This window comes from Shewanella sp. DAU305 (assembly GCF_026802235.1).
Lineage (GTDB): Bacteria > Pseudomonadota > Gammaproteobacteria > Enterobacterales > Shewanellaceae > Shewanella > Shewanella baltica.
This window is the reverse complement of the sequence record NZ_CP113808.1, coordinates 525,454-542,569: the sequence shown is the minus strand read 5'-3', so window position 1 is coordinate 542,569 and position 17,116 is coordinate 525,454. Positions and strand designations below refer to the sequence as shown.

General features: G+C 47.4%; 16 protein-coding genes. 11 read left to right on the top strand and 5 right to left on the bottom strand.

Features of this window, described 5'->3' with window-relative positions:
* The first annotated feature begins 9 nt into the window (after positions 1-9).
* The 5 genes from def to OX890_RS02275 are packed head-to-tail and all read left to right on the top strand — an operon-like array spanning position 10 to position 5,663.
* Complete coding sequence (gene def / locus OX890_RS02295; RefSeq protein ID WP_006084795.1) at positions 10-522, top strand: peptide deformylase; 513 nt, start codon at positions 10-12, stop codon at positions 520-522.
* An 8-nt stretch (positions 523-530) separates the two neighbouring features.
* Positions 531-1,487 carry a methionyl-tRNA formyltransferase gene (gene fmt, locus OX890_RS02290; protein WP_126490852.1) on the top strand — a complete coding sequence of 319 codons (957 nt, stop codon included), beginning with the start codon at positions 531-533 and terminating at the stop codon, positions 1,485-1,487.
* Position 1,488: 1 nt separating this feature from the next.
* The gene (rsmB, locus tag OX890_RS02285; protein ID WP_259508273.1) at positions 1,489-2,775 is read left to right on the top strand and encodes a 16S rRNA (cytosine(967)-C(5))-methyltransferase RsmB; all 1,287 of its coding nucleotides are present in this window, start codon (positions 1,489-1,491) and stop codon (positions 2,773-2,775) included.
* A gap of 15 nt (positions 2,776-2,790) precedes the next feature.
* Positions 2,791-4,200, top strand: a complete 1,410-nt coding sequence (trkA, locus tag OX890_RS02280; RefSeq protein ID WP_006083799.1) for a Trk system potassium transporter TrkA — start codon at positions 2,791-2,793, stop codon at positions 4,198-4,200.
* A 20-nt stretch (positions 4,201-4,220) separates the two neighbouring features.
* Positions 4,221-5,663: a TrkH family potassium uptake protein gene (locus OX890_RS02275; protein WP_126490850.1), complete on the top strand. Its 1,443-nt coding sequence runs from the start codon at positions 4,221-4,223 to the stop codon at positions 5,661-5,663.
* 70 nt (positions 5,664-5,733) lie between these two features.
* Here the strand turns inward: OX890_RS02275 and hemG (OX890_RS02270) are convergent, their stop codons facing one another.
* A complete protein-coding gene (gene hemG / locus OX890_RS02270; RefSeq protein WP_126490849.1) occupies positions 5,734-6,285 on the bottom strand; it encodes a menaquinone-dependent protoporphyrinogen IX dehydrogenase in 552 nt (183 codons plus the stop codon).
* Between the two features lie 200 nt (positions 6,286-6,485).
* Between hemG (OX890_RS02270) and OX890_RS02265 the strand changes: the two genes are divergently transcribed.
* Positions 6,486-6,794 (top strand): ArsR/SmtB family transcription factor, encoded by a 309-nt coding sequence (locus OX890_RS02265; RefSeq protein ID WP_006083802.1) that lies wholly within the window; start codon positions 6,486-6,488, stop codon positions 6,792-6,794.
* A gap of 63 nt (positions 6,795-6,857) precedes the next feature.
* Here OX890_RS02265 and hemG (OX890_RS02260) read toward each other — a convergent pair whose 3' ends face one another.
* From hemG (OX890_RS02260) to pepQ, 4 genes are all read right to left on the bottom strand, one after another.
* Complete coding sequence (hemG, locus tag OX890_RS02260) at positions 6,858-7,382, bottom strand: menaquinone-dependent protoporphyrinogen IX dehydrogenase (RefSeq protein ID WP_011845350.1); 525 nt, start codon at positions 7,380-7,382, stop codon at positions 6,858-6,860.
* Between the two features lie 2 nt (positions 7,383-7,384).
* Positions 7,385-8,842: a TrkH family potassium uptake protein gene (locus OX890_RS02255; RefSeq protein ID WP_126490848.1), complete on the bottom strand. Its 1,458-nt coding sequence runs from the start codon at positions 8,840-8,842 to the stop codon at positions 7,385-7,387.
* A 77-nt stretch (positions 8,843-8,919) separates the two neighbouring features.
* Positions 8,920-9,534, bottom strand: a complete 615-nt coding sequence (locus OX890_RS02250) for a YigZ family protein (protein ID WP_063883867.1) — start codon at positions 9,532-9,534, stop codon at positions 8,920-8,922.
* 27 nt (positions 9,535-9,561) lie between these two features.
* Complete coding sequence (gene pepQ, locus OX890_RS02245) at positions 9,562-10,884, bottom strand: Xaa-Pro dipeptidase (protein WP_268650041.1); 1,323 nt, start codon at positions 10,882-10,884, stop codon at positions 9,562-9,564.
* A gap of 490 nt (positions 10,885-11,374) precedes the next feature.
* Between pepQ and fadB the strand changes: the two genes are divergently transcribed.
* The 5 genes from fadB to OX890_RS02220 all read left to right on the top strand — a co-directional run bounded on the left by fadB (position 11,375) and on the right by OX890_RS02220 (position 17,028).
* Entirely contained in the window at positions 11,375-13,525 is a 2,151-nt protein-coding gene (fadB, locus tag OX890_RS02240) for a fatty acid oxidation complex subunit alpha FadB (protein WP_063883865.1), read from the top strand.
* Positions 13,526-13,547: 22 nt separating this feature from the next.
* On the top strand, positions 13,548-14,711 hold the full coding sequence (gene fadA, locus OX890_RS02235; RefSeq protein ID WP_006083808.1) for an acetyl-CoA C-acyltransferase FadA: 1,164 nt from the start codon (positions 13,548-13,550) through the stop codon (positions 14,709-14,711).
* Positions 14,712-14,953: 242 nt separating this feature from the next.
* Positions 14,954-16,117, top strand: coding sequence for a diguanylate cyclase domain-containing protein (locus OX890_RS02230; protein WP_268650040.1), 1,164 nt, complete (start codon positions 14,954-14,956; stop codon positions 16,115-16,117).
* Between the two features lie 171 nt (positions 16,118-16,288).
* Positions 16,289-16,534 (top strand): sulfurtransferase TusA, encoded by a 246-nt coding sequence (tusA, locus tag OX890_RS02225; RefSeq protein ID WP_006083810.1) that lies wholly within the window; start codon positions 16,289-16,291, stop codon positions 16,532-16,534.
* Positions 16,535-16,581: 47 nt separating this feature from the next.
* Complete coding sequence (locus OX890_RS02220) at positions 16,582-17,028, top strand: MOSC domain-containing protein (RefSeq protein ID WP_268650039.1); 447 nt, start codon at positions 16,582-16,584, stop codon at positions 17,026-17,028.
* Positions 17,029-17,116: the final 88 nt, after the last annotated feature.

The following is a 17,116-nucleotide window of genomic DNA, read 5'->3' as shown; positions in this document are numbered from 1 at the left end:
AGTTTATGTATGGCACAATTAAAAGTATTACAATTTCCTGACGAAAGATTGCGGACACAAGCCACACCCATCACAGAGTTTAATGCCGAGCTGCAAACTCAAATTGATGATATGTTCGAAACCATGTACCAAGAAAAAGGTATCGGTCTGGCCGCGACCCAAGTGGATTACCATAAACAACTTATTGTCATGGACTTACAAGATGAAGTCGAGCGACCTAAAGTGTTTATTAATCCCGAAATTATCGCCAGCAGCGGTGACTTCTGTAATGAAGAAGGCTGCCTGTCGGTTCCGGGGATTTATGCCAAAGTCGATCGCGCCGAATTTGTTACGGTAAAAGCCTTAGACAGGCACGGCAACGAATTTATTGTTGAGGCCGATGAGCTTTTTGCTATCTGTATTCAACACGAAATGGATCACCTCAAAGGCAAATTGTTTGTCGATTATCTGTCGCCGCTAAAACGTCAGCGGATCAAACAAAAACTTGAAAAAGCGGCCCGATTGGACGCCAAAGAAGCATAGGATCAGATTTGAAACCACTCAACATCATCTTTGCCGGAACACCGGATTTTGCCGCTCGCCACTTACAAGCACTGCTGAACTCACACCACAATGTGATTGGCGTTTACACTCAGCCCGATAGACCCGCTGGCCGCGGCAAGAAACTGACCGCCAGCCCAGTAAAAGAACTCGCCGTCGCCAACAATATTCCTGTGTATCAACCCGGTTCATTACGTAAAGAACCCGCGCAACAAGAACTTGCCGCACTCAACGCCGATATCATGGTGGTAGTTGCCTACGGTCTTATCCTGCCAAAAGTCGTATTAGATACACCGCGTTTAGGTTGTATTAACGTTCACGGTTCTATTTTGCCACGCTGGCGTGGTGCCGCACCGATCCAACGCGCGCTTTGGGCCGGCGACAAAGAAACTGGCGTGACCGTTATGCAGATGGATGTGGGTTTAGATACCGGCGATATGCTACTGAAAACCACTCTGCCGATTGAAGATAGCGACACCTCAGCCAGCCTTTACGAGAAATTGGCGGAACAAGGTCCTGTTGCCCTATTGCAAGCCCTCGAAGGTCTAGCAAACGGCACCTTAGCCGCTGAAAAACAAGATGAAGCCTTAGCGAACTACGCAGAAAAACTCAGTAAAGAAGAAGCCAGACTCGATTGGAATAAATCTGCCCAGCAACTCTGGCAAGAAGTCCGTGCCTTTAATCCTTGGCCAGTGAGTTACTTTGAGCATCAAGGCAATACCATTAAAGTGTGGCAGACCCAAGTTAGCGAAACCACCAGCACAGCCGCTCCGGGCACTATTATCAGCGCCAGCAAAAAAGGCATAGAAGTCGCCACCGCCGACGGCGTATTAACCCTGCTGAGTATGCAGCTGCCGGGGAAAAAGCCGCTCAATGTTGCCGATATTCTCAATGCTCGAGGTGAATGGTTTAGCCCGAATACTCGCCTCGCAAACGAGGCACAATAGTATGAACTTGCGCGCGCTGGCTGCGAAAGCCATCTTCGAAGTATTAGAAAAAGGCGTGTCACTCTCAGTGGCATTGCCCGATCAACAAAAGCACCTTGCCAGTGGCAAAGATAAAGCCCTACTCGCCGAGCTCTGTTACGGCGTGATGCGCACTCTGCCGCAAATAGAGAAACGCATCAGTGAATGCCTAGCGAAACCACTCAAAGGTAAGCAAAGGATTATCCACCAGTTGCTGATCATAGGTTGCTATCAACTTTACTTCACTCGCATTCCAAGCCACGCCGCGATTTCAGAAACCGCCGAAGCCTGTCGCCAGTTAAAATTTGAAGGCATGGTTAAGGTCGTTAACGGTGTACTGCGCAACATTCAGCGTCAGCTTTCGCCGCTAAGCACTGAGTCAGATACCTTAAGCTATAACACGCCCGCTTGGTTGATTAAGCGCTTGAAAGAAGCCTATCCCGAGCAGTGGCAAGACATCATTCAACAAAGCCATGAACGCCCACCTATGTGGCTGCGTAACAATCGCTTATCCCAGAGCCGTACCGAATACCTTGCTGCCTTAGCCGAACTCGAGATTGAAGCGAGCGAAGGCAGCAGTGCCGATGCCATCCTTTTAGCGCATCCAAAAGATGTCGCCACACTGCCACGCTTCCATGAAGGCGCAGCCTCAGTGCAAGATGGCGCGGCGCAATGGGCGGCGACATTACTGGCGCCACAAGCGAATGAGTTAATCCTCGATGCCTGCGCGGCGCCCGGTGGTAAAAGCTGTCATCTACTCGAACTTGAACCAAGCATTAAACTGGTTGCCGTCGACTTTGATGCCAAACGCCTCGAACGCGTGCAACAGAACCTTGACCGCTTGTCATTAAAAGCGGAGCTTATCCATGGCGATGCGGCCAATATTGACTCATGGTGGCAAGGTGGACAATTTGATCGTATCTTACTGGACGCGCCATGCTCGGCCACGGGAGTGATCCGCCGCCATCCCGATATTAAATGGTTACGCAAAAACCATGACATCGAAGAACTGGCTGAACTACAACAGCAAATTCTCGATCATTGCTGGAAGTGGCTCAAACCCGGTGGCACGCTTCTTTATGCCACTTGCTCGATTTTACCGCAGGAAAACCGCGACCAGATCAGTGCGTTTTTAGAGAGAACGGCAGATGCTAAGCTAGACACACTCTCCCAGCAAAATTCGCCACAGGATATAGGTTGGCAAATCACGCCAGGACAAGACAATATGGATGGGTTCTATTACGCCCGTTTATTAAAAGCGACCGATTAGGAAGTAAGCAAGGCCATGAAAATTATCATATTAGGTGCGGGTCAAGTCGGGGGAACCTTGGCCGAGAATTTGGTAGGTGAGAATAATGACATCACCATAGTCGATCATGACAAATCCAGACTACGCGCCCTGCAAGATAAATATGACCTTCGCGTTGTGGCGGGCCATGCAGCCCACCCTGATGTGCTCAGAGAAGCGGGCGCAGAAGATGCCGACATGCTGATCGCGGTAACCAATAGCGATGAATGCAACATGGCCGCCTGTCAGATTGCTTACACCCTTTTCGGCACACCAACAAAAATTGCCCGTATTCGTTCAGAACCTTATCTGGCGATGCGCGATAAACTCTTTATCGACAGTGAAACCAAAAATAGCGACGGTCGCCCCCGCGGCGGCTTCGTGATCGATGAATTAATCGCCCCTGAACAGTTAGTGACCGCTTACATTCAGCGACTTGTTGAATATCCCGGTGCACTGCAAGTACTCGAATTTGCCGAAGGACGGCTAAGCCTAGTGGCCGTTCGCGCCTATTATGGCGGCCCACTGGTGGGGAATGCGTTAGCGGCACTGCGCGAACACATGCCGAATATTGATACCCGGGTTGCGGCGATTTTCCGCCAAGGCCGCCCTATCATGCCTCGCGGTACCACGATTATCGAAGCCGATGATGAAGTCTTCTTCGTCGCCGACAGTCGACACATTCGCGCTGTTATGAGCGAAATGCAAAAGCTCGATAACTCATACCGCAATATTATGATCGCCGGTGGCGGTAACATAGGCTTAGGTTTAGCCAAACGCCTTGAGCGCACCCACTCAGTTAAACTGATTGAGCATAAGTATGAGCGGGCTGAAGCACTATCGGAGCAACTGGAAAATACTACCGTGTTCTGCGGTGACGCTTCGGATCAAGAATTACTGCTCGAAGAACACATAGATCAAACCGACGTATTTATTGCGGTGACCAATGACGATGAAGCAAATATTATGTCGGCATTGCTGGCAAAACGTATGGGCGCGAAAAAGGTCATGGTGCTGATCCAGCGCGAAGCCTATGTGGATATCGTCCAAGAAGCTAATATCGACATTGCTATCTCACCCCAGCAAGCCACCATTTCGGCACTGTTAACCCATATCCGTCAGGGTGATATCTGTAACGTTTACTCCCTACGTCGCGGCGCCGCCGAGGCAATTGAAGCGATTGCCCACGGGGATGCCAGCACGTCTAAAGTGGTTGGCAAAGCCATTGGCGATATTAAGTTGCCACCGGGAACCACCATTGGTGCTATTGTCCGCAACGACGAAGTATTAATGGCTCACGACAAAACCGTGATAGAACAAGGGGATCACGTGATCTTATTCCTAGTGAATAAAAAGTTTGTCGGCGAAGTCGAGAAGCTTTTCCAACCAAGTGCTTTCTTCTTCTAAGAACCTAAGTAAGCCAACTTATGCTGAACTTTAGACCACTATTGTTTATTTTAGGGCTGTTTTTGTCCATGCTGACAGCCTTCATGTTGATCCCACTGCTTCTCGCCGTGTTCAATGCCGAGGAAACCGTGGGCTCTTTCATGCTGTCGGCGTTAGTGACAGGCATTAGTGCCAGCTTGTGTTTACACAATGGCCAGAGCAAGACTATTAACCTCAATATCCGCGATATGTTCCTGTTAACCAGCTTGACGTGGTTGATCGTGAGCCTGTTTGCGGCCATGCCCTTTACCCTATATCACGGGATTGGCTATACCGACGCCTTCTTTGAGACTATGTCCGGCATCACGACCACAGGTTCTACTGTGCTCTCGGGGTTGGATACCATGGATCACAGCATTTTAATCTGGCGTTCTTTATTGCAGTGGCTTGGCGGGATTGGTTTTATCGTGATGGCGGTGGCCATTCTGCCCTTCTTGAACGTCGGTGGTATGCGGCTGTTCCGCACTGAATCGTCCGATTGGAGCGATAAAGCCGTACCACGCACCCAAAGTATGGCTAAGTACTTATTCTTTATTTATATTTTGCTAACTGTTGCCTGCTGCGTTGCTTATCATCTGGCGGGAATGACGTGGTTTCAAGCCATCAACCATGCCATGACCACCCTATCGACTGGCGGCTACTCAACATCTGATAGCTCAATGGCCGCGTTTTCGCACTCGGCTCACTGGGTTGGCGTGTTCTTTATGTCGGCGGGTGGCTTACCGCTACTCATGTTTGTGCACACCATACAGCAAAGGGATCTGCGCATTTGGAACGATGCTCAGGTCAAAGGCTTCTTGTTTTTCCTGACTTTCGTGTCTTGTTCTATTGGCTTTTGGCTGTGGCAAACCCGCGACATTGAACTCCTCGATGCGCTGCGTTTATCCAGCTTTAACGTAGTTTCTGTGGTGACCACTACAGGTTATGGCTTAACGGATTACGGTGCTTGGGGCGCCTTTGCCAACATCGCCTTTATGTTCTTAATGTTTGTCGGTAGCTGCTCTGGCTCAACTTCAGGCGGGATTAAAATCTTCCGCTTTCAAATCGCTGGCGCCATTATGCGCGAGCAATTGAAACAGCAATGTCATCCAAACGGTATCTTTAGGGAACGCTACAACAATCGCATCATCAGTGAAGATATCGTCCGCTCGCTGATCACTTTCGTGCTGTTGTTTGTAATGGTGATTGTAGGCTTGTCGGTAATTTTAGTGCTCACAGGGCTCGACCCTATGACCAGTTTCACGGGCGCTATCACGGCGGTCACGAACGTAGGTCCTGGCTTAGGGCCGATTATTGGCCCTGCGGGTAACTTCTCAACCCTGCCCGATGTGGCGAAATGGGCGTTGTCACTCGGCATGCTCCTCGGTCGTTTAGAAATTCTGACCGTAGCAGTGTTATTCCACCCGAGTTTCTGGAAGTATTAATTCTGTAGAGCTTGGATACTAAAAAGGCGCTTAACAAGTTAAGCGCCTTTTTTATTAAGCCTGACCCGTCCTAAATAGCGGTAACGTCGACTAATTCAAGCAGATGATCGGCATAGACCTTCACATCAACCCAGTCGGTGTAATCGATAACCGACTTAGGATCGGTTGGGCCTTTGGTCATCTTCATAATCAACTGGATCATCAACCTGTCGTACCAAGGCCATGAAGGATAATCCACTTTCCCCGCAATAATTTTAAGATCGGCTGGCGTCCACGGCGATAAGGCGATGAACTTTTGCAGATATTTATTATTCTCAGGAATACGTTTTTCTGGATTTCTCGCTACCACGTTGACGCAGAAGAAACTGTTTGGCAATGCACCCAAAGCCTCTGCATGTTGCTCGATAAACTTGAACACACTCTTATCATAGGTGCCATAGAGTACGCAGGCACCTAAGGCGACAACCTCGTAATCGGGCCAATTGATACAAGTTGCGGCAGCACTATTGATATCGACAAGGTCGACCTTAGCGCCACGAAAGGTTAATTGGTCGGCAATTGCATTGGCAATCTTGGCCGTGTGGCCACCACGGGTAAAATAAAGTACGAGAACGCGTGTCATAGGGAATTACCGATCCACTGAGTTAATGTCACCATTGTGGCAAGATTACGTTAAATAAACCTCTGATAGGATCACAAATCAGCCGTATCTCATATTCTGAGATGCAAAAATTGAGATCTGCATGGCTGAGCAGTATGATTGCGTAAACACAGGTGTTCAATTAGAATTATCTAATCAAAAGCGATGAAGTGAGTGACCTTATGCAAAATGACATAGATGTAGCTGCAATGGTAACTAATGCGGAAAGTGCGGCTAAATGGCTTAAGGCCATAGCGAACCCTTATCGCCTAATGATTTTATGCCTATTACTAGACAAAGAGTTGAGCGTAACTGAACTCAATGCCACTGTACCATTAAGCCAGTCGGCACTATCCCAGCATTTAGCCGTATTACGCGCTGAAGATCTGGTGGATACCCGTAAGAGCTCGCAAATTGTTTACTACAAGCTCAAGAACGAACAAGTCACCCAAGTGATTTCGATTCTGCATAGCCGCTACTGCGCAGTGTAACACGGTAAAGCTAGCTTAAATTTAAGCCCTAATCGCTTGCAAGTGATTAGGGCTTAATGGTTTTTAGTGCTGGCTAAAGCGGTTACCGAAGGCGTCGACTTTTTCCCAATCGGTAAACTCAAAGGTGCCTGTGATATCGGTTGGCCCTTTAGTCATCCACATGATGAAACGTATCATAGTGCGATCGAAGAAACCGTATTTAGGATAATCAATCTTGCCCGCAAACACTTCAAGCAACTGTGGCTGCCATAGTGAAAGCTGCAGAAACTTTTGCATATAAGGATTGGTTTCAGGCGTATTCTTTAAGGGTTTACGCGCCACGACATTAACGGTAAAAAAGCCGTTAATCTTAGTATCGAGCACCGCATGGTGGCGGTTTACAAACTGGTAAAGTTCAGGTCTATGCTTACCATAACGAATACTGGCGCCGATCAGCACTTTATCAAAATCAGCTAAGCTCAACGCATCAGCCTGCTCTAATGTGACCAGAGCAACCTGCTCTCCCGCCTGCTCTGCAATCGTCTTCATTTTTTGGCAAATTGCCAATGTTTGGCCATCAATCGTCGAATAGATTATTAACGTCTGCATGATTAATTCTTCCAAAAAGTTGGCGTAAACAAAATCAGTAAGGTAAATACTTCGAGGCGACCAAACAGCATAGCCGCGACTAATACCCATTTGGCGCCATCGCCAATACTGGCGTAGTTACTGGCTACCGCACCTAAGCCTGGGCCTAGATTGTTTAAGCAAGCCGCGGTAGCACTAAAGGCGGTAATATCATCTAATCCCATCGCCATGAGTGCAAGCATACAGATCACAAACACCAGCGCATAGGCAGAGAAGAATCCCCACACGGCATCGACAACGCGATCGGGCAAGGCTTTAGAACCGATACGGATAGAGAACATCGCCTTAGGATGAACCAGTCGCTTTAATTCGCGCGAGCCCTGTAACAGCAGCAAAATGACCCGAATCACCTTAATCCCACCCGCAGTTGAGCCACCACAGCCACCGATAAAGCTCGAAAATATCAATAGAATAGGTAAAAACAGCGGCCACATGTGGAAGCTTTCAGTACCAAACCCTGCGGTAGTGGCCACGGAAACCGCCTGAAATAAGGCATGGTCTAAGGTTTCTTCCGGCGAATCATAAATGCCCGAATGATAAAGCGTGAGGAAACAAATCGCGGTAAGAATGAGTTGAATCGCCACCAGCATCTTAAATTCGGCATCTTTAAAATACACTTTAACGTTAATTCCTCGCCGCGAAAATGCCGCAAAATGCACGCTAAAGTTAACCGCAGAAACGATTAAAAAGAATACACAAATAAGGTTAATCACTGAACTATCAAAATACCCCATGCTAGCATCATGGGTCGAAAAACCGCCAATAGCGATAGTTGAAAATGAATGGCAAACCGCATCGAACACACTCATGCCCGCCATCCAATAGGCGGTAGCACAGGAAATAGTTAACAATAAATAGATATACCACAGTGCCTTAGCGGTTTCGGCGATCCGCGGGGTCATCTTACTGTCTTTCACTGGGCCCGGAATTTCAGCGCGATAGAGCTGCATCCCCCCTACGCCAAGCACAGGTAAAATTGCCACGGCGAGCACAATAATCCCCATACCGCCGAGCCATTGCAGCATATGGCGATAAAACAGAATGGCTTTAGGTAAGAAGTCGAGCCCGACAATCACTGTGGCTCCGGTGGTGGTTAATGCAGAGAAAGATTCGAAGAAGCTATCGGTCCAGCTAAGGTCGGGTTGACTCGAGAAGATAAACGGTAAAGCACCGATGGAACCCAGTACGGTCCAGAACAGGACCACAATCAAGAAACCCTCTCGGGTACGCAATTCTTCTTTACAGTGGCGATTGGGATACCAGAGCCAGAAACCAATAAATAGGCTGACAAAAAATGCCTGCATAAACGCCGTACCGCCGCCATCGTTATACCAAACAGCGATCAGTGCTGGTGGCAGCATAGTGATTGAAAATAAACCAATCAGCAGGCCTATGATTCGTATTATGGTTTTATATTGCATTAAGCGAGTTCAATCATTCCATTGGCTGCAAAGGTATTTTCAGCATTTGGGCTATTTTGGCATAATTTACGCAGGCATCACAGCTCAAACTCAGGCCTCAAACTTCCCTGACTGAGCGTCGCCAGCGACTCACACAGTAATGCCTGTTGCTGCCTGCCTATCTCGAACACAATATCGACCGCTTCAGCAAATTGCTTATCGATTATCACGGCATCGACTTGCTGTAATAGATGCTCAACATCGCGCAGCTGCGCATAATCACAATGCAACTTGGCGGGATAACGTAACTGTTTTAGTCGCGTCGGCAATTGAACCAAACCTTGCCTTAAGCCCGACGTATAAGCCCGAACCAGTCCACCTACGCCTAGCTTAGTACCGCCATAATAACGCACCACAACAGCGCCCACTTCGCCGATATTCGCCCCTTGCAACACAGCTAACATAGGGCGACCAGCACTGCCGGCAGGTTCGCCGTCATCACTCGAACCAATCAAGACGCTATCATCCGGTGCGCCAGCCACAAAAGCTGAGCAATAATGGCTTGCGCCGGGATAGTCACGCTTTATGTCAGTGAGTACTAACTTAAATTTATCAAAGCTATCGCAATGAAACAGAAAAGAGATAAAGCGGCTATGCTTTATCTCTTCTTCGACCACGATATCTTCACAGGGAACGCTATAACTTTCGAGCACACATCCGCCCTAATCTTTACCCTATGATCAATCGGTCAAACCGAGTTCTCGGGTCATGTTCTCGTTTCTATCTTGATGCACTATGACGTTATCTTCGATGCGAATACCACCAAAAGGTCTTAACTCATCAACCGTTTGCCAGTTGATCTGTTGGCCACGACTATCTTGTTTAAGCTCATTAAGCAGAGTATCGATAATGTATAACCCGGGTTCCATGGTCAGCACTTGGTTTGGCGCTAAAATGCGGGTGCAACGTAGGAATGGATGGGCCTCTGGCGCCGCAATATGAGTTCCGCGTTCATCGTGGGAGAAGCCGCCAACATCATGCACTTGTAGGCCTAACATATGACCTAAGCCATGGGGGAAGAAAGCACTGGTTATGCCTTGATCGACCAAACCTTGGACATCACCTGTGGCTAAATCAAAATCCAATAGCATTTGCGCGACTTTAGCATGGGTGGCCAAGTGTAAATCGGGATAACGCACGCCCGGACGCATCATGTCGATAAGCTCTAGCTGCGCCTTGTTCATCGCAGTGATCAATTCATCGAAACGATTCTTCTCGAATGCATAGGTTCTGGTGATATCAGAGGCATAGCCAAAGTAACTCGCGCCGGCATCGATAAGAAATGACAAACGTTTCGCAGGGCTTTGGTGTTCAAGTGCGGTGTAATGCAAAATCGCCGCATTTTGGTTGAGGGCGATGATATTGCCATAGGGCACTTCATTCTCGCTCTGGCCTACGGCAGATAAATAATGCTGCTGGATTTCGAACTCGCTCGCACCATTATAAAAGGCATTTTTAGCCGCCAAATGTCCCTGCACCGCAATTTGATTCGCGCGGCGCATACATTCCAACTCATATTCGGTTTTAGTGGTTCTGTGGTAATGCAGATAACTCATCACAGCATCGGGATTACGACTGGTAAAACCCAGCACTTCGGCCACATCTAAATGCTCACCTAAATAGGCCCAATTGGCGATATCTGTCGGTAAAAACTCAGCGACCTTATCAGCCTTGGTCAGCAGCTTAATATCGAAATACTCAGTCCAAAACATATCAGGCACATCAGACACTTTGTGCCAAAAATCCACAGGACGATAAAAAATCAGTTGCGGCTTATCACGGCCGTCAACCACTAACCAACAATTCGGATTATCCAACACTGGCAACCATGCCTTGAAGTGCGGGTTTGCCTTAAAGGGATAATTGATATCATCCAAAAACATCCGATGCGGCTGACCCGAATGGATCACTAAACCAGACAAGGCTTCTCGAGACAAAATCTCTGCGACTCGACGGTTTAACTCGGCAATATGGGCACGATAGTGATGAGCCAACTGATCCATTTGTCATCTCCTGCAATGAATAAAAGTTAATAATATGAGCCGAATTTGCTCACATATTCTTAATCTGATCATGAACAACAGATTCAATCAAAACACTAAACTGTCACTCAATCTAAAATACATGGCCGCTGAACAAACAACATTAAAGCGATAACGTCATGATTATCTTTAATAGTTACGTTCAACCCTAGCATGGCTGCAGCGTTTAAACGTCTAAGGTAAACAGCCACAAAGACCTATTTATCCGCAAAGTGATTTAACGCATTCTAGGTGTTCTACACTCTGTGCAGTGTATCACAAAGGTGAAAAATCACTCTAGCCGACAAGAAATTAAACAGTCGTTTAAATTGGGTGTTGTAATTTATCGAATTTCGAAGCACACTGGCACACAACTGGTCAAATGATGGCCGAAGCTGCTGTGAGATAGAGAGTCGTACTAGCACCAACACATAATGGTGGGTATCACTTTTAAGCCAAAAGGAAGCAAGCAATGATCTACCAAAGTCCTACAATTCAGGTTGAGTTACTCGAGGATAATATTGCCAAGCTGTGCTTTAACGCACCCGGTTCGGTGAACAAATTCGACAGAGAAACCCTCGCCTCGCTCGATGCGGCATTAGACAGCATCAAGCAAGATTCCAATATCAAAGCGTTAGTGCTGACCTCAAGTAAAGATACCTTTATTGTGGGCGCCGACATTACCGAATTTTTAGGCCTGTTCGCACAAGATGACGCCGTATTGCTCTCTTGGGTTGAACAAGCCAACGCAGTCTTCAACAAACTCGAAGACTTGCCTTTCCCAACCGCATCAGCAATCAAAGGCTTTGCCTTAGGTGGCGGCTGTGAAACCATTCTGGCAACCGATTTCCGTATCGCAGACACCACAGCCAAAATCGGTTTACCCGAAACTAAACTCGGCATCATCCCAGGTTTTGGCGGCACAGTTCGTCTGCCACGTGTGATTGGTGCAGATAACGCACTTGAGTGGATCACGACCGGTAAAGACCAACGCGCTGAAGATGCACTGAAAGTCGGCGCTGTTGATGCCGTGGTTGCACCACAAGCGTTAGAAGCTGCTGCGATTCAAATGCTGAAAGATGCTGTTGCTGAAAAGCTGGATTGGCAAGCACGTCGTAACCGTAAACTGTCTGCGCTAACACTGCCAAAACTTGAAGCTATGATGTCATTCACCACAGCCAAAGGCATGGTGTTTGCGGTTGCGGGTAAACACTACCCTGCACCAATGGCTGCTGTAAGCGTAATTGAGCAAGCATCGACTAAAGGTCGTGCTGAAGCATTACAAATCGAACATCAAGCCTTTATCAAGCTGGCTAAAACCGACGTTGCTAAGGCACTTATCGGTATTTTCCTTAATGATCAATTTGTTAAAGGTAAAGCGAAGAAAGCCGGCAAGTTAGCGAAAGAAGTCAACAACGCGGCCGTATTAGGCGCAGGCATTATGGGCGGCGGCATCGCTTACCAAAGCGCCAGTAAAGGCACACCGATTGTCATGAAAGACATTGCCCAGCCAGCATTAGATTTAGGCCTCAATGAAGCCGCTAAACTGCTGTCTGCCCAAGTCGCCCGTGGCCGTTCAACGCCAGAAAAAATGGCCAAAGTGCTGAACAACATCACGCCTTCGTTAGATTATGCCGCAATTAAACACAGTGATGTTGTCGTTGAAGCCGTTGTTGAACATCCAAAAATCAAAGCACAGGTTTTAGCCGAAGTTGAAGGTTATGTGAGTGAAGATGCAATTATCGCGTCAAACACCTCAACAATTTCAATCAACTTACTCGCTAAGAGCATGAAGAAACCTGAGCGTTTCTGCGGTATGCATTTCTTCAACCCAGTGCACAAAATGCCGTTGGTCGAAGTTATCCGTGGCGAGCATAGCTCTGAAGAAACCATCGCCTCTGTTGTGGCTTATGCCAGCAAAATGGGCAAGACCCCAATCGTTGTTAATGATTGCCCTGGCTTCTTCGTTAACCGCGTACTCTTCCCTTACTTTGCAGGCTTTAACGGCTTACTTGCCGAAGGTGGCGACTTTGCTGCAATCGACAAAGTGATGGAAAAACAATTCGGTTGGCCAATGGGTCCAGCTTACCTGCTCGACGTAGTCGGTTTAGACACAGGTCATCACGCCCAAGCTGTTATGGCTGAAGGTTTCCCTGATCGCATGGGTAAATCAGGCACTGACGCGATTGATGTGATGTTTGAGAACAAACGTCTTGGCCAGAAAAATGGTAAAGGTTTCTATGTCTATTCAGTCGATAGCCGTGGCAAGCCGAAGAAAGATGTCGATCCAACAAGCTACGGCCTATTGAAAGATGCCTTTGGCGAGTTAAAAGCCTTCGAAGCCGATGACATTATTGCCCGTACAATGATCCCTATGATCATCGAAACCGTGCGCTGTTTAGAAGAAGGTATTGTCGCATCGCCTGCCGAAGCGGATATGGGCCTAGTTTATGGCTTAGGTTTCCCGCCATTCAGAGGCGGCGTGTTCCGTTACTTGGATACCATGGGTGTCGCAAACTTTGTGGCCTTAGCAGACAAATACGCTCACTTGGGCGGTCTGTATCAAGTCACTGATGCGATGCGCACATTAGCAGCCAATAACGGTAGCTACTACCAAGCCTAATTAGCGGGAAAGGAATTTAATCATGAAACAAGCTGTTATCGTAGACTGCATCCGTACTCCGATGGGCCGCTCAAAGGCTGGCGTATTTCGTAATGTGCGTGCAGAAACTCTGTCTGCCGAACTAATGAAAGGTCTGTTGCTGCGTAACCCGCAACTCGACCCAAACCTGATTGAAGATGTGATTTGGGGTTGTGTGCAACAAACCCTAGAGCAAGGCTTCAACATCGCCCGTAACGCTTCGCTATTAGCGGGCATTCCAAAGACTGCTGGCGCTGTGACGGTTAACCGCCTATGTGGTTCATCAATGGATGCTATCCATCAAGCTGCGCGTGCGATTATGACTGGCATGGGCGACACCTTTATTATTGGTGGCGTAGAACACATGGGCCACGTGCCAATGAGCCATGGTGTCGACTTCCACCCAGGTCTTGCTAACAACGTGGCAAAAGCCTCTGGCATGATGGGTTTAACGGCTGAAATGCTGGGTAAACTGCACGGTATTACCCGTGAACAGCAAGATGCTTTTGCGGTACGTTCACACCAACGCGCTTATGCTGCGACGGTTGAAGGCCGCTTTGCCAAAGAAATCTATGGCATTGAAGGTCACGATGCTAACGGTGCCTTAATTAAAGTACTGCAAGACGAAGTGATCCGCCCAGAAACTACCATGGAATCTCTGGCTGCACTGCGCCCCGTGTTTGATCCAGTAAACGGTACAGTGACTGCTGGTACTTCTTCTGCACTGTCTGATGGCGCATCAGCCATGTTGATCATGGAAGAATCTAAAGCGCGTGCACTTGGCTTACCAATTCGTGCACGCATTCGCTCTATGGCGGTTGCAGGTTGTGACGCGGCTATTATGGGTTACGGTCCAGTGCCAGCCACGCAAAAAGCACTGGCTCGCGCCGGTATCACAGTTGCCGATTTAGATGTGATTGAACTTAACGAAGCGTTTGCTGCTCAGTCTTTACCTTGTGTGAAAGATTTAGGTCTAGCAGATGTGGTTGATGACAAAATAAACCTCAACGGCGGCGCAATTGCACTAGGTCACCCACTGGGTTGTTCAGGCGCTCGTATCTCTACGACGCTGATCAACTTAATGGAAGACAAAGACGCGACCTTAGGGTTAGCGACCATGTGTATTGGTTTAGGCCAAGGTATCGCCACTGTATTCGAACGCGTTTAATTCGTTACTCGAATAATTTCAAAGCCGGAACTTGTTCCGGCTTTTTTATGCCAAATTTTCTGCCAGCGTAAATATTAATATTTCTCATTTCTTCTGCTGTTCATTTGAAAATCAGTCCGTTATCAACTTAACTACAAGGGCATCACTGGCTATTGTGGACAACAACAGGCAAGCAATCATCAGCCAAATCTAGGCAGTGTAGTGCAAGGATGCAATTCGTTGTTTTACAAGAGGAATGCCTGATGCTACAAACGGAACAGACCCTTTTCGAACAAATGCGGATCACTGAGCTGGAGATCGAGTCTCGTAAGGCGCTCTTCTCTTTTACTGGGGCAGACGTAAAGGCCCTACAATCCTTTAAGCCCATCATTGAAGAAAACATCGATAAAATCGTCGATGACTTTTATGGCTTACAAACCAGCGTGTCAGAAATTGCGCTGCTGATCGGAGACTCAGACACCCTTGCCCGCTTACGTACCGCACAGAGAAGATATGTGCTCGATTTATTTAATGGTGTTTATGATCTTGAGTACGTAAACAATCGCCTGCGGATTGGGTTGGTCCATAAACGCATTGGTGTTGAGCCTAAGCTTTACCTGTCTGCGGTACACACGCTAAAAGAGCTTATCTACGCCGTGATCAACTGTTCAGTGCAAGATACACATCAAGGCGAATGTATCCGTGCCGCGATTGATAAACTGGTGCTGTTTGATGTCACGCTGGTATTTGATACTTATATTCGCAGCTTAGTATCCGAGATTGAGAACGCTAAGGATAAAGCCGAAAAATATGCCCAAAGCATGGAAAGCAAAGTCAAAGAGCGGACACAGCAGTTAGAAGAACTGTCGCAAACCGATCCCTTAACAGGCCTGCTTAACGTTAGGCATTTACAAGAAACGGCAACGCGCATACTCAGGGCCGCCCAAAGGCGTGCAGAACCCGTCAGCGTGATCTACTTAGACGTAGATGATTTTAAGTCATTCAACGACACCCAAGGCCATAGATCTGGGGATGAAGTACTGCGCGCTGTAGCAAAAGCGATTAAAGAAATCACTCGGGCCGAGGACCATTGCTTTCGATATGGTGGAGATGAGTTCTGTATCATTATGCCTAACTGCCGTGAAGAACAAGCTCGGGATAATTTCATCACTCGATTCAATCAAAAAATAAAACTCAGTTTAAACAATATTTCCTTAAGCTTTGGCATTATTGATACTGGACCCTACGAATATGAAGAAGCCAATAGCTTAATTCATAAAGCCGATCAGCGAATGTATAGCTACAAACGTGCATCCAAACAGCAGCAACAAACTATGGCGGCAGCAAATGATTTAGCACCTGAGAATAGTACCGCAGATGTCCATTCAATCTCTCAATCTCAAAGCGTTGATAAAGCCGTCGAGTAATTTTGAAACCCATTCGTCATCATGTTCCACGTGGAACATTAAATATCTAACATTCGTATTGATAGATACATCTCAATGAAACCAGATCACAAATTGAAACCGCCAACTTGGTTTATCATGGGGGCTAGAGTAACATTAGCTAATTCTGCTTAACCGTTCAGTAGAGGTAATATGAACGACGCTTTCTCAACCGCACAGCATAGACTCGATGCTCTTGGTTTACGCTGCCCAGAGCCTGTAATGATGGTGCGTAAAACGGTAAGACAAATGGCTGCTGGCGAGACTCTGCTGATCATTGCCGATGATCCTGCTACGACGCGCGATATTCCAAGCTTTTGTGAATTTATGGATCACACCTTAATTGCCAGTGAAACCACACAAACGCCATATCAATATTTGATCAAAAAAGGACTTTAAGTCGTATTCGTTAACGACTTAATCATGAACAAAGGATGTGAGAAACTATGCCAAAACTGCTGGCGATTGCCTATAAAACTGTAAAGCGCGGCCCAATGAATGAAGTTCTCTGTGCCAATGTCACCCAACTCAGTGGCGTAGAGAAAGATGTGTTTGGTCGTCCAGGCAAACGCCAAGTCACTGTGCTTTCTAAACTTCAGTGGCAACAGGCCTGCCATAGTATCGAGGCAGATTTACCTTGGACGACTCGCAGAGCAAATCTGCTGGTTGATGATCTCGTATTTAGCAGTGCCGATGTTGGTAAACATTTACAGATCGGCGAGTTGCGACTTGAAATCACGGGTGAGACCGACCCCTGTAAAAAAATGGAAATAGCACATGTCGGTTTAGAAGCCGCGCTCACGCCAGATTGGCGAGGCGGTGTAACCTGCCGAGTATTGAATGATGCCATGATCCATTTAGGCGATGAGATCACTCTGGTTAATCCAAGCTAATTTTATTCCCAGCTAGTCGGCTCTCTTAGTTAATTCTCCATACTCCTCAGTAAATAGAACCAAGTGACTTGGTTCTACTTCTGCTATG

Coding starts and splice junctions, on each gene's coding strand:
- pepQ (WP_268650041.1), bottom strand. CDS start 10,884: ATGGATCAGTTGGCTCATCACTATCGTGCCCATATTGCCGAGTTAAAC.
- trkA (WP_006083799.1), top strand. CDS start 2,791: ATGAAAATTATCATATTAGGTGCGGGTCAAGTCGGGGGAACCTTGGCC.
- hemG (WP_126490849.1), bottom strand. CDS start 6,285: ATGACACGCGTTCTCGTACTTTATTTTACCCGTGGTGGCCACACGGCC.
- OX890_RS02265 (WP_006083802.1), top strand. CDS start 6,486: ATGCAAAATGACATAGATGTAGCTGCAATGGTAACTAATGCGGAAAGT.
- OX890_RS02255 (WP_126490848.1), bottom strand. CDS start 8,842: ATGCAATATAAAACCATAATACGAATCATAGGCCTGCTGATTGGTTTA.
- tusA (WP_006083810.1), top strand. CDS start 16,289: ATGAACGACGCTTTCTCAACCGCACAGCATAGACTCGATGCTCTTGGT.
- OX890_RS02220 (WP_268650039.1), top strand. CDS start 16,582: ATGCCAAAACTGCTGGCGATTGCCTATAAAACTGTAAAGCGCGGCCCA.
- fadA (WP_006083808.1), top strand. CDS start 13,548: ATGAAACAAGCTGTTATCGTAGACTGCATCCGTACTCCGATGGGCCGC.
- fadB (WP_063883865.1), top strand. CDS start 11,375: ATGATCTACCAAAGTCCTACAATTCAGGTTGAGTTACTCGAGGATAAT.
- rsmB (WP_259508273.1), top strand. CDS start 1,489: ATGAACTTGCGCGCGCTGGCTGCGAAAGCCATCTTCGAAGTATTAGAA.
- hemG (WP_011845350.1), bottom strand. CDS start 7,382: ATGCAGACGTTAATAATCTATTCGACGATTGATGGCCAAACATTGGCA.
- OX890_RS02275 (WP_126490850.1), top strand. CDS start 4,221: ATGCTGAACTTTAGACCACTATTGTTTATTTTAGGGCTGTTTTTGTCC.
- OX890_RS02230 (WP_268650040.1), top strand. CDS start 14,954: ATGCTACAAACGGAACAGACCCTTTTCGAACAAATGCGGATCACTGAG.
- def (WP_006084795.1), top strand. CDS start 10: ATGGCACAATTAAAAGTATTACAATTTCCTGACGAAAGATTGCGGACA.